The 26,496-nt window shown below is 75.1% G+C and carries 25 protein-coding genes; 11 read left to right on the forward strand and 14 right to left on the reverse strand.

Going from position 1 to position 26,496, the window contains the following annotated elements:
- Positions 1-3: 3 nt before the first annotated feature.
- Entirely contained in the window at positions 4-576 is a 573-nt protein-coding gene (locus ACGF3H_RS19385) for a dihydrofolate reductase family protein (protein ID WP_362489905.1), read from the forward strand.
- A gap of 18 nt (positions 577-594) precedes the next feature.
- Here the strand turns inward: ACGF3H_RS19385 and ACGF3H_RS19390 are convergent, their stop codons facing one another.
- The 3 genes from ACGF3H_RS19390 to ACGF3H_RS19400 all read right to left on the reverse strand — a co-directional run bounded on the left by ACGF3H_RS19390 (position 595) and on the right by ACGF3H_RS19400 (position 3,224).
- Positions 595-1,158, reverse strand: a complete 564-nt coding sequence (locus ACGF3H_RS19390) for a hypothetical protein (RefSeq protein ID WP_362489907.1) — start codon at positions 1,156-1,158, stop codon at positions 595-597.
- Between the two features lie 83 nt (positions 1,159-1,241).
- A complete protein-coding gene (gene murQ / locus ACGF3H_RS19395; protein ID WP_362489909.1) occupies positions 1,242-2,177 on the reverse strand; it encodes an N-acetylmuramic acid 6-phosphate etherase in 936 nt (311 codons plus the stop codon).
- A 105-nt stretch (positions 2,178-2,282) separates the two neighbouring features.
- Positions 2,283-3,224: a MurR/RpiR family transcriptional regulator gene (locus ACGF3H_RS19400; RefSeq protein WP_362489911.1), complete on the reverse strand. Its 942-nt coding sequence runs from the start codon at positions 3,222-3,224 to the stop codon at positions 2,283-2,285.
- Positions 3,225-3,292: 68 nt separating this feature from the next.
- Here ACGF3H_RS19400 and ACGF3H_RS19405 point away from each other — a divergent pair, with 68 nt between their 5' ends.
- Both ACGF3H_RS19405 and ACGF3H_RS19410 read left to right on the forward strand, forming a co-directional pair.
- Complete coding sequence (locus ACGF3H_RS19405) at positions 3,293-3,676, forward strand: hypothetical protein (protein WP_362489913.1); 384 nt, start codon at positions 3,293-3,295, stop codon at positions 3,674-3,676.
- Positions 3,677-3,686: 10 nt separating this feature from the next.
- A complete protein-coding gene (locus tag ACGF3H_RS19410; protein WP_362489914.1) occupies positions 3,687-3,974 on the forward strand; it encodes a DUF4031 domain-containing protein in 288 nt (95 codons plus the stop codon).
- Here the strand turns inward: ACGF3H_RS19410 and ACGF3H_RS19415 are convergent.
- Together ACGF3H_RS19415 and ACGF3H_RS19420 are read right to left on the reverse strand one after the other, a co-directional pair.
- Entirely contained in the window at positions 3,947-5,026 is a 1,080-nt protein-coding gene (locus ACGF3H_RS19415; protein WP_362489916.1) for a GNAT family N-acetyltransferase, read from the reverse strand. The two genes, ACGF3H_RS19410 and ACGF3H_RS19415, sit on opposite strands and share 28 nt — an antisense overlap.
- A 10-nt stretch (positions 5,027-5,036) precedes the next feature.
- On the reverse strand, positions 5,037-5,699 hold the full coding sequence (locus tag ACGF3H_RS19420) for a hypothetical protein (protein ID WP_362489918.1): 663 nt from the start codon (positions 5,697-5,699) through the stop codon (positions 5,037-5,039).
- Positions 5,700-5,755: 56 nt separating this feature from the next.
- Here ACGF3H_RS19420 and ACGF3H_RS19425 point away from each other — a divergent pair, with 56 nt between their 5' ends.
- Together ACGF3H_RS19425 and ACGF3H_RS19430 are read left to right on the forward strand one after the other, a co-directional pair.
- Complete coding sequence (locus ACGF3H_RS19425) at positions 5,756-6,439, forward strand: maleylpyruvate isomerase family mycothiol-dependent enzyme (protein ID WP_362489919.1); 684 nt, start codon at positions 5,756-5,758, stop codon at positions 6,437-6,439.
- Between the two features lie 146 nt (positions 6,440-6,585).
- On the forward strand, positions 6,586-7,275 hold the full coding sequence (locus ACGF3H_RS19430) for a copper homeostasis protein CutC (protein ID WP_362489921.1): 690 nt from the start codon (positions 6,586-6,588) through the stop codon (positions 7,273-7,275).
- 380 nt (positions 7,276-7,655) lie between these two features.
- On the opposite strand, the gene ACGF3H_RS19435 is transcribed toward ACGF3H_RS19430, so the two are convergent.
- Positions 7,656-9,713, reverse strand: a complete 2,058-nt coding sequence (locus tag ACGF3H_RS19435) for an AAA family ATPase (RefSeq protein ID WP_362489923.1) — start codon at positions 9,711-9,713, stop codon at positions 7,656-7,658.
- Positions 9,714-9,989: 276 nt separating this feature from the next.
- On the opposite strand from ACGF3H_RS19435, the gene ACGF3H_RS19440 reads away from it, so the two are divergent.
- A complete protein-coding gene (locus ACGF3H_RS19440; protein WP_362489924.1) occupies positions 9,990-10,175 on the forward strand; it encodes a hypothetical protein in 186 nt (61 codons plus the stop codon).
- Positions 10,176-10,179: 4 nt separating this feature from the next.
- Here the strand turns inward: ACGF3H_RS19440 and ACGF3H_RS19445 are convergent, their stop codons facing one another.
- From ACGF3H_RS19445 to ACGF3H_RS19455, 3 genes are all read right to left on the reverse strand, one after another.
- Positions 10,180-11,823 carry a DNA repair helicase XPB gene (locus tag ACGF3H_RS19445; protein WP_362489926.1) on the reverse strand — a complete coding sequence of 548 codons (1,644 nt, stop codon included), beginning with the start codon at positions 11,821-11,823 and terminating at the stop codon, positions 10,180-10,182.
- A gap of 84 nt (positions 11,824-11,907) precedes the next feature.
- Positions 11,908-12,111, reverse strand: a complete 204-nt coding sequence (locus ACGF3H_RS19450) for a hypothetical protein (protein WP_362489927.1) — start codon at positions 12,109-12,111, stop codon at positions 11,908-11,910.
- 417 nt (positions 12,112-12,528) lie between these two features.
- Positions 12,529-15,102: a helicase C-terminal domain-containing protein gene (locus ACGF3H_RS19455; RefSeq protein ID WP_362489929.1), complete on the reverse strand. Its 2,574-nt coding sequence runs from the start codon at positions 15,100-15,102 to the stop codon at positions 12,529-12,531.
- A gap of 142 nt (positions 15,103-15,244) precedes the next feature.
- Here ACGF3H_RS19455 and ACGF3H_RS19460 point away from each other — a divergent pair, with 142 nt between their 5' ends.
- Together ACGF3H_RS19460 and ACGF3H_RS19465 are read left to right on the forward strand one after the other, a co-directional pair.
- On the forward strand, positions 15,245-16,273 hold the full coding sequence (locus tag ACGF3H_RS19460) for a hypothetical protein (RefSeq protein WP_362489931.1): 1,029 nt from the start codon (positions 15,245-15,247) through the stop codon (positions 16,271-16,273).
- 329 nt (positions 16,274-16,602) lie between these two features.
- Positions 16,603-17,253: a haloacid dehalogenase-like hydrolase gene (locus ACGF3H_RS19465; RefSeq protein ID WP_362489933.1), complete on the forward strand. Its 651-nt coding sequence runs from the start codon at positions 16,603-16,605 to the stop codon at positions 17,251-17,253.
- Here ACGF3H_RS19465 and ACGF3H_RS19470 read toward each other — a convergent pair.
- A complete protein-coding gene (locus ACGF3H_RS19470; protein ID WP_362489935.1) occupies positions 17,220-17,480 on the reverse strand; it encodes a hypothetical protein in 261 nt (86 codons plus the stop codon). The genes ACGF3H_RS19465 and ACGF3H_RS19470 overlap by 34 nt on opposite strands.
- Positions 17,481-17,630: 150 nt before the next feature.
- Between ACGF3H_RS19470 and ACGF3H_RS19475 the strand changes: the two genes are divergently transcribed.
- Positions 17,631-18,014 carry a cold-shock protein gene (locus ACGF3H_RS19475; RefSeq protein WP_362489937.1) on the forward strand — a complete coding sequence of 128 codons (384 nt, stop codon included), beginning with the start codon at positions 17,631-17,633 and terminating at the stop codon, positions 18,012-18,014.
- Positions 18,015-18,020: 6 nt separating this feature from the next.
- Here ACGF3H_RS19475 and ACGF3H_RS19480 read toward each other — a convergent pair whose 3' ends face one another.
- The 4 genes from ACGF3H_RS19480 to ACGF3H_RS19495 are packed head-to-tail and all read right to left on the reverse strand — an operon-like array spanning position 18,021 to position 21,537.
- Positions 18,021-18,869, reverse strand: coding sequence for a 1,4-dihydroxy-6-naphthoate synthase (locus tag ACGF3H_RS19480; RefSeq protein WP_362489939.1), 849 nt, complete (start codon positions 18,867-18,869; stop codon positions 18,021-18,023).
- Complete coding sequence (locus tag ACGF3H_RS19485) at positions 18,859-19,566, reverse strand: futalosine hydrolase (RefSeq protein ID WP_362489941.1); 708 nt, start codon at positions 19,564-19,566, stop codon at positions 18,859-18,861. Before ACGF3H_RS19485 ends, ACGF3H_RS19480 begins: the two co-directional genes overlap by 11 nt.
- A gap of 11 nt (positions 19,567-19,577) precedes the next feature.
- Positions 19,578-20,090 (reverse strand): DUF2771 domain-containing protein, encoded by a 513-nt coding sequence (locus ACGF3H_RS19490; protein WP_362489943.1) that lies wholly within the window; start codon positions 20,088-20,090, stop codon positions 19,578-19,580.
- 58 nt (positions 20,091-20,148) lie between these two features.
- The gene (locus ACGF3H_RS19495) at positions 20,149-21,537 is read right to left on the reverse strand and encodes an MFS transporter (protein ID WP_362489945.1); all 1,389 of its coding nucleotides are present in this window, start codon (positions 21,535-21,537) and stop codon (positions 20,149-20,151) included.
- Positions 21,538-21,940: 403 nt separating this feature from the next.
- Here ACGF3H_RS19495 and ACGF3H_RS19500 point away from each other — a divergent pair, with 403 nt between their 5' ends.
- Positions 21,941-22,867 (forward strand): DUF3027 domain-containing protein, encoded by a 927-nt coding sequence (locus ACGF3H_RS19500; protein WP_362489947.1) that lies wholly within the window; start codon positions 21,941-21,943, stop codon positions 22,865-22,867.
- Between the two features lie 411 nt (positions 22,868-23,278).
- Positions 23,279-26,434: a sacsin N-terminal ATP-binding-like domain-containing protein gene (locus tag ACGF3H_RS19505; protein ID WP_362489949.1), complete on the forward strand. Its 3,156-nt coding sequence runs from the start codon at positions 23,279-23,281 to the stop codon at positions 26,432-26,434.
- The last annotated feature ends 62 nt before the right edge of the window (positions 26,435-26,496 follow it).

Consider the following 26,496-nt stretch of genomic DNA (forward strand, 5'->3'; position numbering starts at 1 on the left):
CAGATGCGCACCCTGATCAGCACCGCCTTCGTCTCGCTCGACGGGGTCGTGGAGGCGCCCGGCGGCGAGCCCGGTTACCGCAACGCGGGCTGGACCTTCAAGGACCTGGAGTTCCTCCCCGAGGCCTACGAGATCAAGGGCAGGGAGCAGAAGGAGGCCGGCGCGATGCTGCTCGGCCGGGTCAGCTACGAGGCGTTCAGCGCGGTCTGGCCGGCCATGGAGGACTTCGCCGGCTACAAGGCGATGCCGAAGTACGTCGTCTCCACCACCCTCACCGACGGCGACCTGGTGCCGGACTGGGGCGAGACCGCGATCCTGCGTTCGCTCGACGAGGTCGCCGCGCTGAAGGAGACGGAGGGCGGCCCGATCATCGTGCACGGCAGCGCCACCCTCAACCGGGCGCTCGCGGACGCCGGCCTCGTCGACCGCTACCACCTGCTCGTCTTCCCGCTGCTCCTCGGGGCGGGCAAGCGGCTCTTCAGCGACACGGACAAGGACACCCAGAAGCTGAGGCTCGTCGAGCACGAGGCGTACGCCAACGGCATCCAGAAGAACGTCTTCGACGTCGTCCGCTGACGTGACGGGCGGCGCCGCTCAGCCCATCGGCTCGATGTCCACCCGCACCGGCGTCCCCCACACGCGCAGCACCTCGTAGTCCGTGAACTCGTGCACCAGCCGGTACGCCATGGCCGCGCGCGGGGCGCGAAGCTGGGCGGCGATGTACAGCTCCGCCTCGCGGCGGTCCCGGCGCGGGGTGCCGCACAGCTGCCACGCCTGGCCGTTCCACAGCTCCGGCAGCCAGCGCTGCTGCGGCTGCGGCCGGTCGCCGCGCACCCCGTAGCGGGACGGGGCCGGCTCGGCGGGCCGCGCCGGGAGGGGGCCGCCGCCGTACTCGGCCCGCCGGGCGGCGCGGCGGCGGGTCTCGCACAGCAGGCACAGGTCGGGGGCGGCCTCGTCGACCGGTCCGTTCGGATGCTCCCGGCAGCGGGTGCTGGGGGCCGTCGTGGTGACGCTCTCCTCCAGCCGGTCCAGCGCGCGCTTCAGGTCGGCGCGGATCTCGTGCACCTTGGCGTCCGGCGTGTCGGCGGTCAGGGCCTCGCCGTGCTCACCGAGGAGACGCAGGGCGCGGCCCAGGGCGGTCAGCTGGGCGTGGTTCATGCTCCTCAGGGTCGCACACGGCGCCGGCGTCCCACCCGCCTCCGCCGCCCGGGGGCCGTCGCCGAGGCGGGGGGAGCGCGTCGTCAGCCCTTCGCCGCCGACAGCGCGGCCCGCAGATGGCCGTCGGAGTCCGCCAGGAGGCGGGCGGCGGTCGGGCCGTCGACGTCGGCCAGCAGGGTCAGGATGGCGTGCTTGACCTCGCCGTCGGTGGCGGCCAGGGCGCGTTCGATCTCCTCGTCCCCGGCCCCGGTGGCGAGCGCGACAATACGCCGGGAGCGGGCGCGCAGCTTCTCGTTGGAGGCGCGGACGTCGACCATCAGGTTCCCGTACGTCTTGCCGAGCCGGATCATCGTGATCGTCGACAGCATGTTGAGGACCAGCTTCTGCGCCGTACCGGCCTTCAGCCGGGTGGAGCCGGTGATCAGCTCCGGGCCGGTGACGACCTCGATGCCGTGATCGGCGGCGGCGGCCAGCGCGCTGCCCGCGTTGCAGGCCAGGCCGACGGTCAGCGCACCCAGCGCGCGGGCGTGCTCGACGGCACCGATCGCGTACGGGGTGCGGCCGGAGGCGGACACGCCGACCACCGTGTCCTCGGCGGTGAGGGCGAGGGCGTCGAGGTCGGCACGGGCCAGCTCCCTGGAGTCCTCGGCGCCCTCGACGGAGGTGACCATGGCCTCCGGACCGCCCGCGATCAGGCCGACGACCTGCCCCGGCCCGGTGTTGAAGGTGGGCGGGCACTCCGAGGCGTCCAGCACACCGAGCCGGCCCGCCGTGCCGGCGCCCGCGTAGACCAGCCGGCCGCCCCGCCTCATCCGGGCGGCCACGGCATCGACGGCGGCGGCTATCTCGGGCAGCCGCGCGGCGACGGCCGCGGGCACGGCGGCGTCCTCGCCGCTCATCACCCGCGCGATGTCGAGCGTGGACATCCGGTCGATCTCGGCCAGCTCCGGCCGGAACGCCTCGGTGGTCATCGTCTCCAACTGGGAGCGGAGGTCGGGGTGATGGGGGGTGGAGGTCATGAGGATGCGGCCCTTTTCCACTTGCGATGCCTGTACATGCCTGGGGGCGCGGGGAACTGCGCGATCAACCACGAAGGACCCGCGGCCACCCGCGAAGATCAAGCGCTACGGTCTGCCGCGCGACCCGTGCCGATGGGCCAACGCCTCGTAAGAAGCCGCCAGCGCCGGCGCCGCCGACTCGTACGTCCGCTGCGCCACCCCCACGAACAGGCAGTCCACCACCAGCAGCTGACTGGTCCGCGAGGACATCGCCGCCGGCCGCAGCTCGCTCTCCCGCGCCGTGGACGTGGTCAGCACATGGTCGGCGTACTGCGTGACGGGACTGTCGGGGCGGCCGGTGATCGCGACGGTCGTCGCCCCGCGCTCGAAGGCGGCCCGCAGCGGCTCGATGACGTCCCCGGTCGACCCGGAGTGCGTGATGGCGAGGGCGACGTCCCCGGCGCGCAGCTGCACCGCGTTGGTGACGGCCAGGTGCGGGTCGCTCGGGGCATGGGCTATCAGCCCTATGCGCAGGAGTTTCTGGGTGAGATCCTGGGCGACGAGGCCGGACGCGCCGATGCCGTACACATCGGTGCGGCGGGCGGCCGCCAGGGCGGCGACGGCCGCGCCGAGCTGGACGGTGTCCAGTCCGGCGGCGGTGTCGGCGAGGGTCTGCTGCTCGTCGTAGGCCAGCTTGGCGACGACGTCGCCGATCGGGTCGTCGACCGCGATGTCCGTCGTGATGGCGGGTGCGCGCCCCGACTGCTGCTGCGCGGCGAGCCCGGCGAGCGCGAGGCGCAGATCGCGGTAGCCGGGGTAACCGAGCAGGCGGGCGGTGCGCACGACGGTGGCCTCGCTGGTGCCGGTGAGCTCGGCGAGGCCGGTGACCGTGAGGGCCGCGCAGCCGGCCGGGTCGCCCGCGACGGCCTCGGCGACCCGCTGCATGGAGCGCGTCATCGACGGCGCCAGCGTGCGCACCTTGGCCGCGAGGGCGGCGGGCGCGGGCGGCGCGCTCCCGCCTCCCGGGGCGCGACGGCCCCCGGACGCACTCGCGAAAGTTTCCTTCACGTCATCGGTCACTCATGAAAGATATTTTCGTTTCGGTCCGCGGGTCAAGAGTGCGCACAATGGGGGGCATGGACCCCATCAGCCCCCTGGAGCAGGCCCTGCACGCCGCACGCGCCCTCGTGCTCGCCGACCTGGTGGCGGGCCAGGTGGCCGAGGCGGACGTCGTGTCGCTCGTCGAGGAGTCCGTCGTCCAGCGGCGCTGGTGGGTCGAGCAGTGGCCCGAGGGCGCCCCGTTCGTGGCCGGACTGGTCGCGCAGGACGTCCAGGACGCCCTGCTGGAGCGGTACGGACGCTGGCCGCTGTGCCCGGTGTGCGGCTCGGGCGACCCGCACGCCCTGGACGTCGAACCGGAACTCGGCCCGGACCCGCACTGGGTGTGCGGCAAGGCCGGGGTGAAGGTCGCGGCGGTCGGCTCGCTGGGCGCCGCCACGGGCGGCACGCAGTCGTCGTGAGGACGCCCCGGTGACCGTTTACATCGACCCGCCGACCTGGCCGGGCCACGGCCGGATGTGGTCGCACCTCGTCAGCGACGTCTCCTACGCCGAACTGCACGCGTTCGCCGAGACCCTGGGCGTCCCGCGCCGCGCCTTCGAGCGCGACCACTACGACCTCCCCGCCCACCGCTACGCGGACGCCGTGTCCGCCGGCGCCCTGGAGGTCAGCAGCCGCGAGGTGGTGCGGCTGCTGCACGCGGCGGGGCTGCGGCGGCGCAAGGGCGCCGGTCAGGGGCGCGGGGCCCGCAGCTCGTAGGCGAACTGTCCCTCGTCGTCCCCCGCGACCCGAGTGAAACCGGCCCGCGCGATGACGGCCTGGGACGGCAGGTTGCCGGGCTCCGTCGTCGCGAAGACGGACGTCACCTCGTCGCGCCCCAACGCCCAGGCGGACAGCGCGCGCAGCCCCTCGGTGGCGTACCCGTGGCCCCGGGCCGCCTCGGCGAGGTCGTAGCCGATCTCCACCCGGCCGTCCTCGTCGGGCGCGCCGTGGAAGCCCATGCCGCCGACGGCCCGCCCGTCCTCCGTGCGCACGAGCGTGAACACGCCCCACTCCGGCCGGTGCACGCCCGCCTCGTACGCCTTCAGCAGCATCCCGGCGGCGTCCCGCGTGCCCTGGTACGGCCCGCCGTCGACCCACAGGAACCCGCCGTCGCCGCCCGCGGCCAGGTCGGTGGCGGCGGCGGGCGTGACGCCCTGGAGGGTGAGGCGCCCGGCGGGGACCACGAGGTTGTTGTTCCAGCGCCACTCGGTGAGCGGGGCGCGTCCGGGCAGTTCGCCGCGGCCGGTGGCCCACAGGAGGGTGCGCCAGTGGTCGGGGCCGGGAGTCACGTGCGGGAAGATCCGGGTCAGCACATCCTCGCACAGCCCGGCGGGCGGCTCGTACCGCAGGCCCAGGCCCTCGGCGATGTCGTGCGTGTGCACCAGCACCTCGGTGATCCCCATCGCGGCGAAGCCCTCGCGGTCCGCGCCGCGGAACGGGTACGGGTGGAAGGCGCGGACCTCGCGCGGGGTGGTGCGGACGGTGGCGGCCAGCAGCGCACCCGTCGTCTCGATGACCTGCACGACGCCCTCGTTGTCCGTGCCGTCGTCGAGGGTGATCTCGAAGGGCACGTAGGCGTCGGTCGCGCGGCCCGCGAGCTGCCCGGCGTACGCGATGAGGTCCGAGGCGACGTGCTCCGCCGTCTCCCGGCAGCTCCACTCCAGCCGCCCGGCCCGCGCCCCCTCCCAGTCCCGGTCCGTCACGGTGCGCAGCAGCGCCGCCGCGCCCGCCATGGCCTCTTCCACCTGGTCCCCGCCCATGGTCCGCATGCCGGGCAGGCTACGGTGCCGGGCTGTCCCCGGGCGACAGCATTTCCAGCTCGCCGGTGAGGTTGTGGCGAGCGGTCGCCTCCCACTCCCGCCGCCCGTACGGCGTGCGGAACAGCCTTGGCAGGCCGAGCAGTTGCCGCAGGATCGCGGCGCGTCCCCCGCGGAAGGCGTCGTTCGGCACGAAGTGGTACTCCGCGCGGACGGCGGCCGTGTAGGCGGCGTACGCCGACGGGGGCGAGGCGAGGACCGCCAGGTCGGCGTCGCACAGCACCTGTCCGTCGCGGTCGTCGTCGGCGGGGTCGTGCGAGACGGTGAGCCGCACCAGCCGGGCCACCTCCGCGGTCCTCTCCGCCGGCACGCCGGCCTCGGGCAGGGCGCGCTCGGCCAGCCGCGCCGACCGCTCCTCGTTCTCGGACCGCTCGGGCAGGTACACGGCGTCGTGGAACCAGGCTGCCAGCCGTACGGCGTCCGGGTCGTCCGCGTACCGCTCCAGCTCGTCGACGCGGTCGAGGACCGCGGTGAGGTGGGCGAGCGTGTGGTAGCGCCGCTGCGGCTCCTGCCAGCGGGCGAGCAGGTTGTCGGCGTACGGCGCCGGGTCCGGCCCGGTGCCGGAGCCCCGGGCTCCGTTCAGGGCGCGGGCGAAGCGGGCGCGGAGGGCGTCGGGATCGGCCATGCCCTCATTCTCCCGCGACCGGCCCGCCGGGCGCCCCAGGCCCTAGCGTGGAGCCCATGACGACTCCTGCTGATGTGCACGACGTACGCGACCCCGAGCTGCCCGGGCGGCTGCTGACCCTCGAACGGGACGACCTGGTGCCGCTGCTGCGGTCCCGGACGGACGGTGACTTCGCGCTGCCGGTGGTGGCGTGTCCGGGCTGGACCGTGCGGGACGTGCTGGCGCACTGCTCGTCCGCGCTGATGCGGGTGGTGGAGAACCGCTTCGAGAAGGGCGTCTTCTCGCCCGCGTCCAACGACCGGGACATCGCCGAGCGCGCCGACTGGGCGAACTCCCGGATCGTCGACGAGCTGGAACGCGGCATGACCGAGGCCGGGCCGGTCATCGGCCGTGCGGGTGGTGTCCTGGACCGGGTCGCGCTGGGCGAGTGGGTGCACGCCGGTGATGTGCGGGTGGCCTTCGGCGAGCCGGGGGCGTACGCGGGGCGCGGGCTGCCGGACGCGCTCACTCTGCTCACCACGGTCACGCGCGACCTCGGCCACGTCCCGCTGCACGCCGACCTCGACGACGTGGACGAGCCGCTGAAGCTGGGGGAGGTGAGCGGTGAGCGGCCGCCGGGGCGGTTCATCGGGGACGCGGCGACGCTGGTGCGGCTGTACGCGGGGCGGCCGGTGGACGCCGGGGCCGGGTACGAGCTGGCCGGGGTCGAGGCGGCGGAGCTGAACATCTTCGGCGGCTGAGCGGCGGCGGGGCCGCGGCGGGTCCGCGGCGGACCCGCGACGGGGGGACCCCGTGGGGGCCCTCGGGGCGTAGTCTTGGATTGGACTAGACCTGTAGCGGTCCGGACAGCCGAGCAAGCCCGACGAAGCCCGACGAATGGGGTCCCATGAGCAAGCGTGCAGTCCTGGAGGTGATCGCCCTCGACGTCGAGGACGCGGTCGCCGCCCAGGCCGGAGGCGCGGATCGCCTCGAACTGGTCACCGACATGGCGGCCGACGGACTCACCCCGTCGGCCCGGACCGTCGCCGCGATCCGCGCCGCCGTCGACATCGACCTGCGGGTGATGCTGCGGCTCGCGGACGGGTTCGCCGCCGGGGACGTCGGCCGGCTGGCGGGGATCGCCGGGGAGATGCGGGGGGCCGGGGCGGACCAGTTCGTGCTCGGGTTCCTCGACGCTGACGGTGACGTGGACCTGCGGGCGGTGGAACGGGTCGCCGGGGCGCTGGAGGGGTGCCGGTGGACGTTCCACCGGGCCATCGACCGGGCCGCCGACCGGGACGCGGTGCGCAAGCAGCTGGCCGACTTCCCCGGCCTGGACACCTATCTGACGGCCGGATCGGCGGGGGGCGTCGGTGAGGGCCTCCCCACGCTGCTCGCCGAGGCGCGGCGGCGGGGAGAGCCGGGGTACGGGCAGCAGCTCTTGGTGGGCGGCGGGCTCCGGCTGGAACACGTACCGACGCTGCTGGACGCGGGGGTCGACGGTTTCCACATCGGCGGCGCGGCGAGGCCCTCCGGGTGGGACGGCCCGGTCTCGGCGACCGCGGTCGCGGAATGGCGACGGGTCCTGGGCGGATAGCCACGTGGCCCACCCAGCCGCGGGCAGTCGTGCCGCCTGGGGCGGCACGGGTGGGCGCGGCGGCACCCGGCCAGTGCCGGGTCACGTCACCCAGCCCTCAGCGGTGACGCAGGTCGCGTTCACAGTTGCCCCGCGCCGGTGCGGGCCGGTGGTGGGTCGTGGAGCCCGGCGCTGCCGGGGTGCCGCTGCGCCCACCCGTGCCGCCCCAGCGGCACGACTGCCCGCAGCTACGACCGGCGACGTCCGGCGGTGGCTGCCCGCGGCTACGGCTGGTGACGTCCGGCGGTGGCTGCCCGCGGCTGCGGCCGGTGACGTCCGGCGGTGGCTGCCGGCAGGTACGGCCGGTGACGTTCGGTGGCTGTCCGCGGCTCGGGAAACGGCTACCGCGTCAGCTGCGGCGGCAGCGTTGTCGCGTGGGTCAGCAGGAGGCCCGAGACCGCTCGGGTCAGGCAGACGTACAGGCGGCGCAGGCCCGTGCGTTCGTCGGGCTCGCCGTCGACCACGGCCTGGGGCTCGTCCAGGACCACGTAGTCGTACTCCAGGCCCTTGGCCAGTGACGCCGGGACCAGGGTCAGACGCGTGTCCCGCGTCGTCTCCTCGCCCGGGCCGAGGTGGCCGATCCCGGCGGCGGTGAGCGCGTCCGCCAGCTCCGGCACGCGCGCGTCGGCGGCAATCAGGCCGACCGAGCCCTCCCGGGACAGCAGCTCGCGGCACGCCGCCACCACGTCGGCCGTTCCCTCCGCGGCCGCACGGATCTCACGGGTCTCGAAGAAGCCCGGGTTCTCACGGATCGACGCCACCGGCGTCAGACCCGGCGCGATGGACGGCAGCAGCCGCGACGCGTACGTGATGACGTCCGTCGGCACGCGGAAACCGGCCGTCAGCTCCTCGATCACCGCCTCGCCCTTGCCCAGGTGGGCCAGCGCCTCCTCCCAGCTCCGCGTCGCCCAGGGCGTGGTGCCCTGCGCCAGGTCGCCGAGGACGGTCGCCGAGCCGGTGGTGCAGCGCCGGCCCACCGCGCGGTACTGCATGGGGGACAGGTCCTGCGCCTCGTCGAGGACCACGTGCCCGAGGGAGTGCGTGCGCTCGACCAGGTCGGCCGCCTCGTCGATCAGCACGGCGTCCGCGGGTGCCCACCTGGCGGACTTCACCGAGCGGGCCGGCTTCACCCACAGGATCGTCTTCTGCTCGTCGGCGGTGAGGACGCCCTCGGCGTGCTCGGCGAGGAAGTCCGCGTCGGTCAGCAGGCGCAGCACCAGCCTCGCCGGGTCGACCTGCGGCCAGATCGCCTTCACCGCCGCCTTCACCGCGGCGTTGCGCGCCACCGCGTTCTGCACCCGGTCGTCCGGCGCCTCGCCGGCCCGCTCCATCTGCACCAGCACCGCGTGCGCGACCCGCTGCGGCAGGGCCTCGCGGGCGGCACCGTAGCGGATGTCGCGGGCGAGCAACTCGCGGACGATCTCCTCCAGTTCGTACGCCGCCACCCGCCAGCGGCGCGAGCCGCGCACGACCACGACTCCCTCGGTGGGCAGCGTGACGTGCGAGTACAGGGCCCTGCGCAGCACCTCCGCCATCCGCGCGTCACCCTTGATCACCGCCGTGCCGGCGTCGTCCGCGCCCCGCACCTCGACGTGCGCGACCAGGTCGTCGACGGTGGCCTGACGCACCGTCAGCTCGCCCAGGGCGGGCAGGACCTGCTCGATGTAGTGCAGGAAGGACTTGTTCGGCCCGATGACGAGCGTGCCGGTGCGGGCGAGCCGCTCGCGGTGGGCGTAGAGGAGGTAGGCGACGCGGTGCAGGCCCACGGCGGTCTTGCCGGTGCCGGGACCGCCCTGCACGCAGACCGATCCGGCGAGTCCGGCGCGCACGATCTCGTCCTGCTCGGGCTGGATGGTCGCCACGATGTCGCGCATCGGGCCGACGCGGGGCCGCTCGATCTCCTGCTGGAGCAGCTTGCTGGTCGTCGCCGCCTCGGCCGGGTCGGACAGGTGCTCGTCCTCGTACGCCGTGAGCTCGCCGCCGGTGTACCCGAAGCGGCGGCGCAGCCCGACGTCCAGCGGGTCCTTCTTCGACGCCCGGTAGAACGGCTGCGAGACCGGCGCCCGCCAGTCGATCACCATCGGGTCGCCGTCCGCGTCGTGCACATGACGGCGCCCGATGTAGAAGCGCTCCCCTTCGGCGCCCTCGGCACGCTCCGCCCCGGGGGCGTGCAGGTAGTCGAGCCGACCGAAGAACAGCGGGGTGTCGCTGAGGTCGGCGAGCGCCTTGATGCGGTCCTCGATCTGGGCTTCCAGCACCGCGGCGTTGACCCAGTTCGCGGTGACGTCGGTGATGTCGAGCGACTCGACGTCCTCCCGCATGGCCCGCAGCGCGGAACGGGACGCTGCCAGGTGGGTGCGCTCGCGGGACAGGGGGTCGTCGTGGACGGGCGTGGACAAGGGGGTGCCTCCGGATGACCTGCGGTTCGGTGGGCGCGGGCTGCGCGGTGGGCCGACCGGTTTCCGTCCGGACGGCGGCACTCCGTGGGGGGAGGCGGGCAAGAGCGGAGATTCTAGGCGACGGGGTGCGGCGCGGGCCAACGGTTTTCCCCGGCCCCTAGGGGATCGCGTCCTCCGCAGCGGTGGTGCGCTCCCCCCATGGTCGTACCGGACGACGGCGCGGGGTCGGTCCGGAGACCGATGACAGTGGTATGTCCACAATCGCACCATGGAGACATGAGCGCAGCAACCATCTCCCCCGCCCCGGCACCGGGCCGCCCGCACGGCGCCACGCCCGTGGCCGGCAGCCACCGGCACCGGCTCGGTGACGCCCTGCGCGCCGTCAGGGTGTTCGCGGGCGCCGCCTTCGACGTGGTCGTCCTCGGCGAGTACGGCGAGGAGGCCGGCGTCCGCCGCCGGTGACGCCTCAGCCCTCCGCCAGCAGCTCGTCCGCGTCCATGATCCGGTAGGCGTAGCCCTGTTCCGCCAGGAAGCGCTGGCGGTGGGCCGCGAAGTCCTGGTCGAGCGTGTCACGGGCGACGACCGAGTAGAAGTGCGCCTGGTGCCCGTCGGCCTTCGGGCGCAGCACCCGGCCCAGGCGCTGGGCCTCCTCCTGCCGCGAACCGAAGGTGCCGGACACCTGGATCGCGACCGTCGCCTCCGGCAGGTCGATGGAGAAGTTCGCGACCTTCGACACCACGAGGACGCTGATCTCGCCCTGCCGGAAGGACTCGAAGAGCTTCTCCCGCTGGGCGTTGGACGTCTCGCCCTTGATGACCGGCGCGCCCAGGTGCTCGCCCAGTTCGTCGAGCTGGTCGATGTACTGGCCGATGACGAGGATCTGCTGCCCGGCGAAGCGGCGCACGATCGCCTCCGTCACCTTCCGCTTGGTCGCGGTCGTCGCGCAGAAGCGGTACTTCTCCTCCGTCTCGGCGGTGGCGTACGCGAGCCGCTCGGAGTCGGTGAGGTTGACCCGGACCTCGACGCAGTCGGCGGGCGCGATGTAACCCTGCGCCTCGATCTCCTTCCACGGCGCGTCGAAGCGCTTGGGACCGATGAGCGAGAACACGTCCGACTCGCGGCCGTCCTCGCGGACCAGCGTCGCGGTGAGCCCGAGCCGGCGCCGCGCCTGGAGGTCGGCGGTGAACTTGAAGACCGGCGCCGGCAGCAGGTGCACCTCGTCGTAGACGATCAGCCCCCAGTCCCGGGAGTCGAACAGCTCCAGGTGCGGGTAGACGCCCTTGCGGCGGGTCGTCAGCACCTGGTACGTGGCGATGGTGACGGGCCGGATCTCCTTCTTCGTCCCGCTGTACTCGCCGATCTCGTCCTCGGTCAGCGAGGTCCGCTTCACCAGCTCGTGCTTCCACTGCCGGGCCGAGACGGTGTTGGTGACGAGGATCAGCGTGGTCGACTTGGCCTGCGCCATCGACCCGGCGCCGACCAGCGTCTTGCCCGCGCCGCAGGGCAGGACGACGACACCGCTGCCGCCGTGCCAGAAGTTCTCCACGGCCTGCTTCTGGTACGGGCGCAGCGCCCACCCGTCCTCGGCCAGCTCGATCGGGTGCGCCTCGCCGTCGACGTACCCGGCGAGGTCCTCGGCGGGCCAGCCCAGCTTCAGCAGCGTCTGCTTGATCTGCCCGCGCTCGGAGGGGTGCACGGCCACCGTGTCGGCGTCGATCCGTGCGCCGACCAGCGGGGCGATCCGCTTCGACTTCAGGACCTCCTCGAGGACCGGCCGGTCGGTGGTCGTCAGGACCAGTCCGTGCGCGGGGTGCTTGGAGAGGGTGAGGCGGCCGTAGCGGTCCATCGTCTCGGCGATGTCGACGAGCAGCGCGTGCGGCACCGGGTAGCGGCTGTACTGCACGAGGGCGTCCACGACCTGCTCGGCGTCGTGGCCGGCGGCCCGCGCGTTCCACAGGCCCAGCGGGGTCACCCGGTAGGTGTGGATGTGCTCCGGCGCCCGCTCCAGTTCGGCGAAGGGCGCGATGGCACGGCGGCAGTCGTCGGCCTGCTCGTGGTCGACCTCCAGGAGCAGGGTCTTGTCGGACTGGACGATGAGCGGACCATTCACGGGCGGCACCCTTTCGCGTGCGTACGGCCGGACGACGGCACGGCCGATCGTCCAGTGTGCCTGATCGGGGCCCGCCGGTGCCCGCTACCGCGGCGTGAGGTTGCCGACCGGCGGCCCCTGCGCGGCGGCTGTCCCGCTGACCGGCGGCGCGGCGCCCGCCACCGGCAGCGGGAGCGGCAGCGCGCCGGCCTTGGGGGCGAGCGAGCCGAACAGGGCGGCCGCCGTGATCAGGGCGGCGACGGAGACGGCGACGGCGGAGCGGGCGGAGTCGGAGAGCTTCGGGTACATGGGGCGGTCCGGCCTTTCGGAGTGCACGGGGAGGGAGGAAGCGGGAGCGGGCCGGACCCAGGGAGAGGACTGGGGCCGGCCCGCTCACGACGCGGATGCGGGACGGACGGGTCAGAGGGTGAGGCCTCCACCCGGATCGATGCCGGCCGCGGTGGCCTCGGCGCCCGGCGCGGTGAGCGGCGCGCCGGCGGAGACCAGGACGGTGACGACACGACGAACGGCACGCATCGGGATCTTCCTTTCGGTTCGGCGGTGGGACACCCGGTGGCTGCCCACGCCCCCGAGGACCGATGCGGAACACGGAGAAAGCTCCCCCGCAGGTGGGAAAACCCCGGCGTGGCGTGCATGAACCGGCCCGTACGCCCGAAAGTGCGCACAGGAACGGAACCGGTGTGCCGGGACGCCGAGCGGAAGACGTCAGGTCGCGTCGTCGGCGAGCTCCGCCACGCCCGTGATCCGGTGCAGCGGATACGTGCGCACCTCGTCCGCCGTGTGGTCGTACGCCGTGACGAAACCGCCCTCCACCCGGATCGGGGCGATGACGCGCTGGCTGGCGGCGCCCTCGGCGTTCACGTAGCCGATCCACAGCGCCCCGCCGGTCAGCACGGCCGCCTGCACCGTGGCCAGGGTCTCGGCCGCGCCCGTGCGGGGCAGCTCGCCGTTCGCGGCCGGCGTGCTCTCGCCGCCGCCCGGGCCCGGCTTGCGCGGGGCCGTGGACGCCGCGTCACCGGCCCGGACGGCGCGGATCGCGGCCGCAAGCAGCGTGTCGTCGGGCACCGGCGGGCCGTCCGGGACCGGCTCCGGCGCCGAACGCGGCGGCGTGCGGTGGGCGTCGGCGCGGGCGACGAGCACATCGCCCCCGGCCGACTCGGCGGCCGGCGCGAACCCCATCGCGCGCAGCCCCTCCAGCAGCGCCGCCGGGTCGGCCTGCGCCGCCAGCACGGTCGGCGCGAGGCGGCGCAGGCCGAGGCCCGCGGCCCGCTTGTCGGCGAGGATCTCGTCCAGCGTCGCGTCGTCGTCGCACCGCACGTACGCCGAGGCGGCCCCGACCCGCAGCTGCCCGTGCCGGCGGGCCACGTCGTCGATCAGGTACGTGAGCGGCTGCGGCACCGCCGTACGGGAGTGCCGGGCGAGGAAGGCGTGCAGGTCGGCGGCGGTCCGGCCGGCGTCCAGCGCGCGGCGCACCGAACCCGGCGTGAACCGGTACACCGTCGCCCCGCCCCTCGACTCCACGTCCGCGAGCACCCCCAGCATGTCCGCCAGCGGACGCTCCAGCGGTCCCGGGGCCACCGCCGTCAGGTCGGCCTGCAGCAGCACGTGGTCCAGCGGCTCGGGCAGCAGGGGCGCGAGCAGCCGGGCGGCCGTCGCCGTCGCGGCGGCCCGCTCGGTGGCACTCGGCGGCGCGAGCGCGGCGGGCGCGCGGTGGTGGACGGGAAGCTTGGCACCCGGCCCTCCGGGCTCCTGGGGCGCCTGGGCCGGGCGGGGCGGCTCGGGCGCCCCGATCAGCGCCCGCCCCGGCGCCGCCAGCGCGCCACGCCCGGTGACGCCCAGCAGCTCCGCCTCGGACAGCGTCCAGCGGGCCAGCCGGGTGCGCAGGTCGTCCTCCTCGCCGTCCCGCCCGTCGCGCCGCGGCCCGCGCAGCGGACGCTCCCAGCGCAGCCTGGCCAGCACCGACTCCCCGGCCGGCGCGGAACCCTCCGGCAGCCCGGCCAGCAGGGCCAGCACCCGGTGCCGTACCTCGGGCGCGGCCGACCGGTCCAGGTTCGGGCCGAGCGCCGACAGCGTGCGGTCCTTCGCGTCCCGCCCGCCGACCAGCCCCGGCGTGCGGGTGGCCGTCAGCCACGCCTGCGCGAGCAGCGCCCAGCGCTCGGCGGCGGGCAGCTCGCGCCAGTCGTCGTACGCCGGGGTCGCCGCGTACCGCTCGTCCGCCTCGCCGTCGGAGGCCAGCAGCCCGGCCGCGTAGGCCAGCTCGGCCCAGAACGCGGCGACCGGCTCGGGCACGTCCAGCGCGACGGCGGTCCGCTTGAGGTCGCGCACGCTCAGCCCGCCGGCCCGCAGCACCGCCGGCCCGCCCTCGTGCCAGTCCTTCAGCAGCTCCTCGACGGTCGCCAGCGCCGCGAGGGCCTGGCCGGCCGCGGTGGCGTCCACAACCTGTGGACGGTGCGCGGCCGCCGCCTCCACCGGCGGCGGCACCGGCTCGCACGCACGGTGCGCCCGGCCGGCGCGCAGATGCAGGGCGACCTCTCGGGGCAGGACGACCGTGCCGGGCGCGGTCGGCAGCAGCAGGCCGCTGTCCAGCAGCCGGCGCAGATGGGGCGCGGGATCGTGGGTGACCTGACCGTAGGGCGGACCCCAGACCAGCCGGTCCAGCACCTCGACGGAGCCCGCCGGCAGCTCGGCCAGCAGGGTCGCCATCCGCTCCCGGTCGGTGAACAGGGCGCTGAGTTCGGCCAGCGCGGTGACCGAGTCGTGGGTCGAGGGCAGACCGAGGGCGGTCAGGATCTCCTGGACGCGGCCGGGCGACATCCCCGCCGCGGCCTCCCGCACGGTGGGCCCCAGGCCCGTCGGGGACGGATGCTGCGGGGAGGGCGCGAGCAGCTCGCGGGCCGTGCGCACCAGCCGCAGCCGGTCGTCACCGCCCCACACCAGGGCCTGTTCGCGCAGCAGGGCGAGGGCCCGCGGCAGGGCGCCGGCGACGGCCGGATCGCCGTCGTCACCGGCCATGAGACCGAGCAGCTCGCCGTAGGCCGCCGGGTCCGCCGCCACGGCCAGCGCCTCCGCCGTCTGCAGCGTGAACCGGTCCAGGCGCTCCAGCGCCCGCACCACCGAGGCCCGGGTGCCGGCCCGGGTGGCGAGCTGGGTCAGGTCGGTGGGCACGGGAGTGATGAGGTCGGGACGGCTGCGCAGGAGGGCGGCCAGGGAGACGTCGTCCCTCGCGCGGAGCGCTTCCGCGAGGGACCGGGGTGCCGCGGACTTCTCCTCGGTGCTCATCCGGCCAACGTTAGCGGGTGGGTGGGACGGCGGAGCCGCGCGTGCACGGTGCGGTCCGCCGCGCGGGGCGTCCACCGCGCCCGGGAACATTCGGTACCGTCGTCCGACGGGGTATCACCACTCAGCCGCCCCGGAGGGGTTCGTGGGCATCGAGAGCGACCAGGTCGTCTACGAGTATCTGAGCCGCGTCGGCGACGTGGCGCAGCAGCGTCAGCTGCCGTCGGCCACGCGCATGCGGCTGGTCTCCGAGCTGCGCAACGAGATCGACCGGCGCCGCGCGAGGACGACCGTCGACAGCCCGGCCGCCGTCCGCCGCATCCTGGACCGGATCGGCAGCCCCGACGACGTCGTCGACGCGGCGGGCACCGGCGGGTCCGGCGGGGCGTCCCGGGAGGCGTCCGCCGCCGTGCCCGAGCAGCGGGACGGCGAGCCGGAGAGCCGGGAGAAGCGCAAGGGCCTGCGGCGGGCCGTGCCCCGTCCCCGCCCCGCCGCGGCGTCCGCACCCGAGCCCGCCGCCTCCCCGCCGCACCTGGCGAGCGCGCGGGAGCTGGGGGACAGCGCGGTGCAGCCGGACTGGTGGAGGGTGGACGACGGGCCGTTCGGGGGCGGCGGCGACAGCGTGCCGGGGTTCGTCGGGGGAGTGGAGATCCCGGACCTGCTCAGGCCGCCGCCGCGGGAGAAGGACGGCAAGGGCGGGACCGGCCGGAAGACGCCGGTGGAGGCCGAGGCGGAGGAGGCGGCGGATCCGCCTGCCGCGAAGCCCGGGAAACCCGGGAAGCCCGGCAAGGCCCGCCCGGCTCGCGCCCCGCGCCGCCGCCTGTGGCCGGAGGGCGGCTGGAACAACCCCCTCCTGCTGATCGCGGCCGCCCTGCTCATCGCCGGCGCCGTGCTCGGCAGCCTCGTCCCGCTCGGCCTGGGCTGGCTGATCGCCTACCTCTCCCGCCGCCTCACCCCCGCCCAGGCGAAGTGGGCGGTACTGGGCCTGCCCGGCACCGTCCTGGCGGCCGGCGTCGTCTGGCTCTGGGGCCGCGCGGACGGCCGCTGGGGCGACCCGGTCGCCGAGGGCCACATGAACGAGGCCGTCGCCGAGACCTGGCCGTGGGTCCTGCGCTCGGCGGCCGTCGCCACGGCCCTGTACCTCCTCTGGCGCTCCCGCCGGCCCGGGTCCTGACGCCGCCCGGCGACGGACCCGGGGCCACGGGGGGTGCCGTTGCGCCCACCCGTGCGCGTGCCCGCGACCGGGTGGGGTCGGTCGGTCAGGTGCCCGTCGACGGGCCTGGCGTCGGGGTGGGTGCGGGGCCCGGCGTCGCGGGGTGCCGTTGCGCCCACCCGTGCCGCCCCAGCGGCACGACTGCCCGCAACTGGGTGGGGTGGCTGTGCCCGGGACCGGGACTAGGTGTATTGATCACGAGCGTTGTAGGGCCGGTGCCGTTGCGCTCACCCGTGCGCGTGCCCGTGACCGGGTGGGGTGGCTGTGCCCGGGACCGGCACAATGGCGGCATGGCCTCCACGATCCGCCCCGCCTCCGCGCCCACCGTCGGCTTCGACCTCGACATGACGCTGATCGACTCCCGGCCCGGCATCCGGGCCTGCTACCTGGCGCTGTCCGAGCGGACGGGGACGTACGTCGACGCCGACCTGGCCGTCACCCGGCTGGGGCCGCCGCTCGTGGAGGAGCTGGCGAACTGGTTCCCCGCCGACGAGATCGCGGCCACCGCCGCCCTGTACCGCGAGCTGTACCCGACGTACGCCGTCGACGCCACGACCGCGCTGCCCGGCGCCCGGGAGGCGGTCGAGGCGGTGCGGGCGGCCGGCGGGCGGGCGATCGTCGTCACCGCCAAGTACGAGCCCAGCGCCAAGCTGCACCTGGAGCACCTCGGCATAGAACCCGACGCGGTGATCGGCGACCTGTGGGCCGAGCAGAAGGCCGTGGCCCTGCGCGAGCACGGCGCGGACGTGTACGTCGGCGACCACCTCGGCGACGTCCGCGGCGCACGCACCGCGGACGCCCTCTCCGTCGCCGTGGCCAGCGGACCGTGCAGCGCCGAGGAACTGCGCGCGGCCGGTGCCGACGTGGTCCTCGCCGACCTGACGGAATTCCCGGAATGGCTCGCCGGCTACCGCGAAGGGCTCGCCGCCGCACGCGCCTGACGCCGCCCCGCGGCGATCGACCGGAGCACCCCCGCGCCGGCGACCAGGAACCCCACTCCCATGAGCATGCTCAGCCCGAACATGTAGGTGGGAAAGGGCGTCGTCCCCAGAAACAGCGGGGCCACCGTGACCAGTGTGGCCACGGCGCCGACGAAGAAGACGATCGCACCGGCGCGGATCAGTCGGTCACCGGGCGCGGCGGAATTCGTTTGGGTTTGTTCACGCACTCGACCAGGGTAGTTCCCAGCCCGAAGGAACAGCCGGGGGACGTCTTGTCACCGGCCTGAAGACGATTAGCCTGGGTACCGGCGGGTCCCACGACCCGCCCGAGTGCTATCAAGAGCAGTTTTCCGACGAGTACGAGGACGAGGACAGACGTGCCCACCGGCAAGGTCAAGTGGTTCAACAACGAGAAGGGCTTCGGCTTCCTCTCCCGTGACGACGGCGGCGACGTCTTCGTCCACTCCTCGGTCCTCCCCGCCGGAGTCGAGACGCTGAAGCCCGGACAGCGCGTCGAGTTCGGTGTCGTCGCCGGACAGCGCGGCGACCAGGCCCTGTCCCTGACGCTGCTGGAGCCGGCCCCCTCGGTCGCGGCCGCGCAGCGCAAGAAGCCCGACGAACTCGCCTCCATCGTCCAGGACCTGACGACCCTGCTCGAGAACATCACCCCGATGCTGGAGCGGGGCCGCTACCCCGAGAAGACCGCCGGCAAGAAGATCGCCGGGCTGCTCCGCGCCGTCGCCGACCAGCTCGACGTCTGACCCGCCCTACGGGAAGTCCAGCGCGCCCGGGCCGAGGGCCGGCACCAGTCCCTCGGCCGCGGCGCGGGTGAGCAGGCCCCGGATCGCCGCGTAGCCGTCCTCGCCGAGGTCGGCCGTGAACTCGTTGACGTACAGCCCGATGTGCTGGTCGGCGACGGCCGGGTCCATCTCCTGGGCGTGCTCCATCACGTACGGGCGGGACGCCTCGGGGTCGTCCCAGGCCGCGCGGACCGAGGCGCGCACGGACTCGGCGAGCCGCGTCAGCGTTCCGGCGCCCAGCGACCGCTTGGCGATGATCGCGCCGAGCGGGATCGGCAGCCCGGTGGTGTGCTCCCAGTGCTCACCCATGTCGGCGAGCTTGTGCAGACCGTAGTTCTGGTACGTGAAGCGGGCCTCGTGGATCACGAGACCGGCGTCGACCTTCCCGTCCCGCACGGCCGGCATGATCTCGTGGAACGGCATGACGACGATCTCGCCGACCCCGCCGGGCACGGTGTCCGCCGCCCAGAGGCGGAAGAGCAGGTACGCGGTCGACGTCTCGCTCGGCACGGCGACGGTACGGCCGCGCAGGTCCGCGTCCGCCTCCCGGGTCAGCACCAGCGGCCCGCAGCCCCGGCCCAGTGCGCCGCCGCAGGGCAGCAGGGCGTACTCGCCGAGGACGTACGGCAGTACCGCGTACGACACCTTCAGCACGTCGGACTCGCCGCGCTCGGCCATGCCGTTGGTGATGTCGATGTCGGCGAACGTCACGTCGAGGGCGGGGGCGCCGGGGACCCGGCCGTGGGCCAGGGCGTCGAAGACGAACGTGTCGTTCGGGCAGGGCGAGTACGCGATCTGCAGGGGCTCAGTCGTCATGGGGGTTCCAACTCGTGAGGACGGGTGCGAGCTTCCCGAAGGCTTCCGTCAGGGCCGCGAGCGCGTCGCCGATCCGCCACGCGGCGCGGTCCCGCGGGCCGACCGGGTTGGAGACCGCGCGCAGCTCCAGCACGGGCACCCCGTGCGCGGCGGCGGCCTCGGCGACGCCGAAGCCCTCCATGGCCTCGGCGAGGGCGTGGGGGTGGCGGGCGCGCAGCAGCGCGGCGCGGTGGGCGGTCCCGGTGACGGTGGAGCCGGTCAGGACGGTGCCGGGGCGGGCCCCGGTCGCGGCGGCGACCCGGCGGACGAGCCCGGCGGGCGGGCGGTGGGTGACGGTGCCGAAGCCGAGGTCGGTCACCGGCAGGAAGCCGTCGGCGGTCTCGGCGCCCAGGTCGGCCGCGGTGATCTCGTCGGCGACGACGAGGGAGCCGACGGGCGCGCCGGGAGCGAAGCCGCCGCCGATGCCGGCCGAGACGACCAGGCCGTACGGGGCGCCGTCCAGGGCCGCGGCCGTCAGGGCGGCGGCGGTGGAGGCGGCGGCGAGGGCGGGGCCGACACCGGCCGCCAGCAGGTCCGGCCCGTCCGGGACCCGGTGGAGGACCACCCCGGGCCGGGGCGTGCCCTTCGGCGGCTCGGGGAACGCCTGAGCCACCGCGTCCCGTTCGGCGGGGACCGCGGTGGCCACGAGGACGCGCACGGAGGACGTGGTCAGTCGTCCTTCTTCAGCTTGAAGACCCACACGCCGGTGATCTTCTGGCTGCCGTCCTTGCCGTCCCGGGCCGCGATGGCGACGTTCGTCGAGTTGCCCTGGGCGCCGTACTGGGCGTTGAAGAAGACGCTGCCCGGGATGGTGCGGTAGGTCTTCTTGCTGTCCTCGACCAGCTGCTGGCCGTTCATCAGGATCGTCCAGTGATCGTCGGCGATCTCCGGGTCGACGCCGAAGCGGACGGTCTCGTCCTGGTCGACGCTGATGGACTTGGCGTCCGCGTCCTTCAGGCACTTGTTGATCTCGTCGTCGGAGAGGGCCTTGTCCTTCCCTCCGCAGGTGGCCTCGGAGCTGACCGAGTCACTGCCGACCGTGATCGTGGACAGGGCGGTCGGCTCGTCACAGGCGGACAGCAGGAGCAGTCCGGCGGATACGGCACCGGCGGCGGCGACGGCACGGCGGCGTCGCACAACGCGGTGTCCGATGGCGGCTGCGCCGCGGGGCAACGTGGTCATGGACGAAGGCTATATTGCGCCTCCGGCCGTCCCCCCACCTGGGTACGGCGTGGCGTGGTCACGCCACCCTGGCCCGCGGGGCGCCGCCGTGCCGGGCCGAACCGATCAACCCCCGTACGGTGGTCAGCCATCCGGCGGCGACGATCGCGGCGGCCACCGACAGGCCCAGCGTGCCGTTCAGCGGCATGGCGATGCCCACCGCCCCGCCGAACACCCAGGCGACCTGGAGCAGCGTCTCCGATCGTGCGAACGCCGACGTGCGGACGTGTTCGGGCACGTCCCGCTGGATCAGCGCGTCCAGCGACAGCTTGGCCAGTGCCTGCGCGAAACCGGCCACCGCGGCCAGACACGCCACCAGCACCGCGCCGAAGAACACCGCGGCGGTGAGCGCCGCGCCGAGCACGAGCGCGACGACCGTCACGATGATGATCTCCGGGGCCCGGGACCGCAGCCACGCCCCGACCGCCGTGCCCAGCGCGTTGCCCGCACCGGCCGCGACGCCCACGATGCCGAGCGACACGGCCGCGCTCTGGCCCGTCATCGGATGCACGCGCAGCAGGAACGCCAGGAAGAAGATCAGGAAGCCGGTCAGGCAGCGGATGGCGGCGTTGGCGGCCAGCGCGTGGGTGACCGCCGGGCCCACCGTGCGCAGCCCGGGGCGCTTGCCGGACCTGCGGTGCGGCCCGTGCAGATGCCGCTCGTCCGCGGCGAGCAGCGCCCGGTCCTCGCCCCGCGCCGAGTCCACCTTCCGCGGCAGCGTGAACGACAGCACGGTCCCCGCGACGAAGATCACGAACGCGCCGTACAGCGGCCAGCGCGGCCCGAAGTGCTGGAGGCCCGCCCCGATCGGCGCGGCCACGCCGGTGGCGAGCAGCCCGCACAGCGTCACCCGGGAGTTGGCCTTCACCAGGGAGAACCCGGGCGGCAGCAGCCGCGGCACCACCGCGCTTCTGACCACGCCGTACGCCTTGGAGGCGACCAGCACACCGAGCGCCGCCGGATACATCTCGATGCTGCCGGTGATCACCGCGCCGGAGAGCACCAGCGCGAGGAGCGCACGCGCCCCCATCGCCGTCGCCATGGCCGCGCGGCGGCCGTGCGGGACGCGGTCCAGGAGCGGGCCGATGACGGGCGCGAGGAGCGTGAACGGCGCCATGGTGATGGCGAGGTAGAGCGCGACCCGGCCGCGCGCCTCGTCCGTCGGCACGGAGAAGAAGACGGTGGAGGCGAGCGCGACGGTGATCATGACGTCGCCGGCGCCGTTCACCCCGTGCAGCTCGATCAGCTTGCCCAGGCCGGACTCGCCGGCGCCGTGCGCGTGCGTCGCCCGGCGGATGCCGCGCACGGTCCAGGTGACCGGCAGGCGCAGGGCACGGCCGACCGCGCGGAACCTGCCGGGACCACGTCCCCGGCTCCCGCCCTTGAACTCCGTCCGTGCGGCTGCCACTCCGTCATAGTGCCCCGAGAGCACCGCCTCTAGCGTGGTTGCGGCACGGACGGCACCGACGAGTCGGACGACGCACCCGGGGGCCCGGGGCGGGTCCGGGGCCGGTTCTCTCCGGGTTCCGTCCGGGCCGGAGCAGGGGGCGGGGCCGCTTCGAAGCGGGATCGTGCCCCCGCGGAAACTCCCGTCGGTGTAGGCCCAGCGCACATGAGCAGGTAGCGTGCCTAGCGCGCCGTGGCGAACGTTCTCGGCCGCGCGCCTTACGTCCATACCGCAGAATGGATGACGTAGGTGTGCCCGAGCGCGATCGGGCGCGGACGTCGACGCGGTCCACAGGTCCGCTCCGTCCGCCCTCTCGCAGGCAGCGGTGCACTCGTGAGACGGCGTATGGAGAGAAGCGATACCTGTGAGCGCAGCGACAACGCGAAGCCGCACCCCTGACCGTCTGTGCGCCGAGGCCGTCGACCTCGCCCGCGCCGCCGCCGAGGAGGCCGCCGCACCCGGCGTCGTCGGCGAGCACGAGGGGCTGGTGTCGGAGGGCGACCGGGTCGTCACGCACTACTTCGCCGCCAAGGAGCTCGGCTACCGGGGCTGGCGGTGGGCCGTCACCGTGGCCCGGGCCTCCCGCGCCAAGATCGTGACCGTGGACGAGGCGGTGCTGCTGCCCGGCCCGGACGCCCTGCTCGCCCCGGAGTGGGTGCCGTGGAGCGAGCGGCTGCGCCCCGGCGACATGGGCCCCGGCGACCTGCTGCCCACCGACGCGGAGGACCTGCGGCTGGAGCCGGGCTGGACCGGCGAGGACGAGCCGCCGCCGAACTCCGCCGTCTCCCACGAGATGGCCGACCTGGTCGAGGCCGAGGACGCCGAGGTCACGTCCGGGCCGCCCGCCGAGCTGCCGACCACGCCGGCCCGCGGCACGATCGCGGCGGTCGCCGAGGAACTGGGCCTGCGCCGTGCGCGGGTGCTCTCCCGCTACGGCCTGCACGTCGCCGCCGACCGGTGGGAGGACGCGTTCGGGCCCGGGACGGCGATGGCCCAGGCCGCGCCCGCCTCCTGCGCCTCCTGCGGCTTCCTCGCCCGCATCGGCGGCTCGCTGGGCCAGGCCTTCGGCGTGTGCGCCAACGAGTTCTCCCCGGCGGACGGCCGGGTCGTGTCCCTGTCCTACGGCTGCGGTGGCCACTCCGAGGCCGCGGTGATGCCGAAGACGCCGCAGCCGGCTCCGCCGGTGATCGACGAGACGCGGATCGACCCGTTCCCGCTGCGGCCGGCGCCGGACTCCGGGTCGGTCCCGGTCACCGAGGACGAGGCGTCGGCGGAGCTCGGGCACTCCTGAGGGCCGCGGGGTGTTCGGGTGCGGGTGCGTCGTGGCTCGCGTCCCCGGGGGCTGCGCCCCCGGACCCCCGTCGGCCTTGACGGCCTCGTCCTCAAACGCCGGACGGGCTGGGAAGCGGCGTTGACCGGCGTTCGTCGTGGGCTGCCCGGACAAGCTGGAGATCGGCGTTGGCCGCGTCGTCACGGGCTGCCGGGGCGGGCTGGGAGGCGGTGTCGACCGGTTGCTTGCCTTGGCCGTTGTGGTGGGGCGGGAGGCGGGGCGGACGGAGTTCGGGGAAGGCCGTCGGGAACCGGGTTGGGGGGCCGTGTCGGTCGGTACTCGGGTGCGGGCCTTCGGGACCGTGCCGGGCAGCCGGACGGCGGGGGTGTGTCCTCGCGGTACCTTCGTGGTCCGTCGAAGAGGAGAGTGACCGTGAGCATGTTCGTGCGGCCCGCCGACGAGGGCGCGGACCCTTTCGCTACGGCACGTCTGCGGCGCGGGGTGCTGGACGCCTGGGCGACGAGCCCCGCCCGGTTCCGTGAGGACGCCAACGCCGAGGAGGACCTCGTCCTCGGCGGCTACCGCGACCGGCTGGTCGTCGAGCTCGCCCAGAACGCCGCCGACGCCGCGGCCCGCGCGGGCGTACCGGGCAGGCTCCGGCTGACCCTGCGCGACGGCGTCCTCGTCGCCGCCAACACCGGCGCCCCGCTGGACGCGGCCGGCGCCGAGTCGCTGTCCACGCTGCGCGCCTCCGCCAAGCGGGAGGGCGGCGAGGGCGCGGTCGGCCGGTTCGGGGTCGGCTTCGCCGCCGTCCTCGCCGTCACCGACGAACCCGCCGTCGTCGGCCGGCAGGGCGGCGTGCGCTGGTCCCTGGCCGAGGCGCGGGGACTGGCCGCCGACACCGCGCTGCACAGCCCCGGCCTGGGCGACGAGATCCGGCGGCGCGACGGGCACGTGCCGCTGCTGCGGCTGCCGTTCCCCGCCGAGGGCAGCGCCCCGGACCCGTACGACACGGCCGTCATCCTGCCGCTGCGGGACACCGCCGCCGCCGACCTCGCCGAGCGGCTCCTGCACGCCGTGGACGACGCGCTGCTCCTCGCGCTGCCCGGCCTCGAGGAGGTCGTGATCGAGGCGGGGGACGACCTCCGCACGCTGCGCCGCAGCACGGACGGTGCCCTGACCGTCGTGGAGGACTCACGAGAGGGGACCACCCGGTGGCGCACCGCCGCCGCGCACGGTCCGCTCACGCCCGACCTGCTCGCCGACCGGCCGGTGGAGGAGCGCCTGCGCCCCCACTGGTCCGTGACGTGGGCCGTCCCCGTGGACGCCGACGGCGGTCCCGCACGCCCCCGCACCAGCCCCGTCGTGCACGCCCCCACCCCCAGCGACGAGCCGCTCGGCGTCCCCGCCCTGCTCATCGCGTCCTTCCCGCTGGACTCGACCCGCCGGCACGCAGCGCCCGGCCCGCTGACCGACTTCCTGACCCAGCGCGCGGCGGACGCCTACGCCGCCCTCCTCGCCGGCTGGCGCCCGGTCGCCGCCGGCGTCATCGACCTCGTCCCCGGCCCGCTGGGCAAGGGCGAACTGGACGGCGCGCTGCGCCGGGCGATCCTCGACCGGCTGCCGCGCACCGCCTTCCTGCCGCCCGCCGCCGAACCGCGCGGCGACGACGCCGACGAGCTGCCCGAGTCCCTGCGTCCCCGTGACGCCGAGGTGGTCGAGGGGGCCGGCGCGGAGACGGTGCGGGTGCTCGCCGAGGTGCTGCCGACCCTGCTGCCCGGCGGCCTGGAGCGCCGGCCGGAGCTGCGCACGCTGGGTGTGGCCCGGGTGCCGCTGACCGACGCGATCGACCGGCTGGCCGGGCTGGAGAAGGCCCCGGCGTGGTGGCGGCGGCTCTACGACAGCCTCGCGGGCGTCGACCCGGACCGGCTGTCCGGCCTGCCCGTGCCCCTCGCCGGGGACACCTCCAGGGCTCCGGGCACCGGGGGAGTGCGGACCACCATCGGCCCCCGGCAGGTGCTGCTGCCCTCCCCGGACGCCGCCTCCCTCGACCCCGAGGTCCTCACCCGCCTCGGTCTCAAGATCGCCCACCCGGACGCCGCCCACCCGATCCTGGAGAAGCTCGGCGCCCTCCCGGCCACCCCGCGGGCCGTGCTCACCACCCCGCAGGTCCGGGCCGCCGTCGCCGCCTCCCTGGACGACGACGGCGGCGTGAACTGGGAGGAGGACGCCCTCGACGCCGAGGAACTGGCCGACACGGTCCTCGGTCTGGTCCGCGACGCCGGGCTCGACCCCGGCGACGAGCCGTGGCTGGGCGCCCTCGCGCTGCCCGACGAGGACGGCGAACTCTCCCCGGCCGGTGAACTCGTCTTCCCCGGCGGCCCCTTCGCCCAGGTCATGCGCGAGGACGAACTCGCCGCCGTGGATGCCGAGCTGGCCGGGAAGTGGGGGCCGGAGCCGCTCGCCGCCTGCGGGGTCCTCGTCACCTTCGCCCTCGTCCGCGCCACCGACGTCGTCCTGGACCCGGACGAACTGGAGCCCCGCGAGGGCGACTTCGCCGAGCCCGACGACGCGGGCCTGCTGGACGCCGTGGACGTGTGGAGCGAGGACGTCCTCGACCGTTTCCCGGACAGCCCGGTGCCGCCGGTCGCCACCGAGATCGTCGCCGTGCGCGACCTGGACCTGGTGGACGACGACCAGTGGCCGCGGGCCCTCGCCCTGCTGTCGCAGCCGCCGCTGCGGGACGCCCTGGTGGAGCCGGTGCGCGTCCTGCTGCCCGACGGCACCCACGAGGTCGTACGGCCCTACACCGCGTGGTGGCTGCGCGGGCACCCGGTGCTCGGCGGGCGGCGCCCGGCCGGACTGCGCGCGGCCGGCGGCGACCCGCTCCTGCGGGGCCTGTACGACGAGGCGGACGCGACGGGCTTCGAGGACGAGCAGGTGCTGCGGGCGCTGGGTGTGCGCACCTCCGTGGCCGCCCTGCTCGACGAGCCCGGCGGCGCCGCCGAGCTGCTCGACCGGCTCGCCGACCCCGACCGCCCGGTCACGGCCGCCCAGCTGCACGCCCTGTACGGGGCGCTGGCCGAGCTCGACCCGGAGCAGGTCACCCTGCCGGACGACCTGCGTGCCGTCCGGGACGGCCGCGTCGAGGTGGTGGACGCCTCCGACGCCGTCGTGGTCGACTCGCCCGACCTGCTGCCCTTCACCTCGGGCGTCCCGCTGCTGCCGGTACGGCCGGCGCTGGCCGCCGAGCTGGCGGAGCTGTTCCAGGTGCGGCGGCTGAGCGAGTCCGTCACCGGCGACGTGCACTCCGAGGGCACCGAGCACGAGGTGCCGGAGCCGGTGCGCGTGCTGCTGGGGGCCCGGACGCCCGCGTCGTACGTGGAGCACGAGGAGCTGGTGGTCGACGGCGTGGAGATCGACTGGCGGCTCACGCCCGACGGAGTGCTGCACGCCGCGACCCTGGAGGGCGTGGCGGCGGGCCTCGCCTGGGCGGCGGGGCAGTGGCCGCGGCGGTTCGAGGTGGCGGCGCTGCTGGAGGACCCGACCCGCACGGAGGAGCTGGCCAGGGACCGCTGGTTCGACTGACGGAGGTGTAGCGCGCCCCAAAGGGGCGCGGGGAACTGCGCGCCCAGCCACGACGGCGCCGC

The organism is Streptomyces sp. NPDC048185 (genome assembly GCF_043202495.1).
GTDB lineage: Bacteria > Actinomycetota > Actinomycetes > Streptomycetales > Streptomycetaceae > Streptomyces.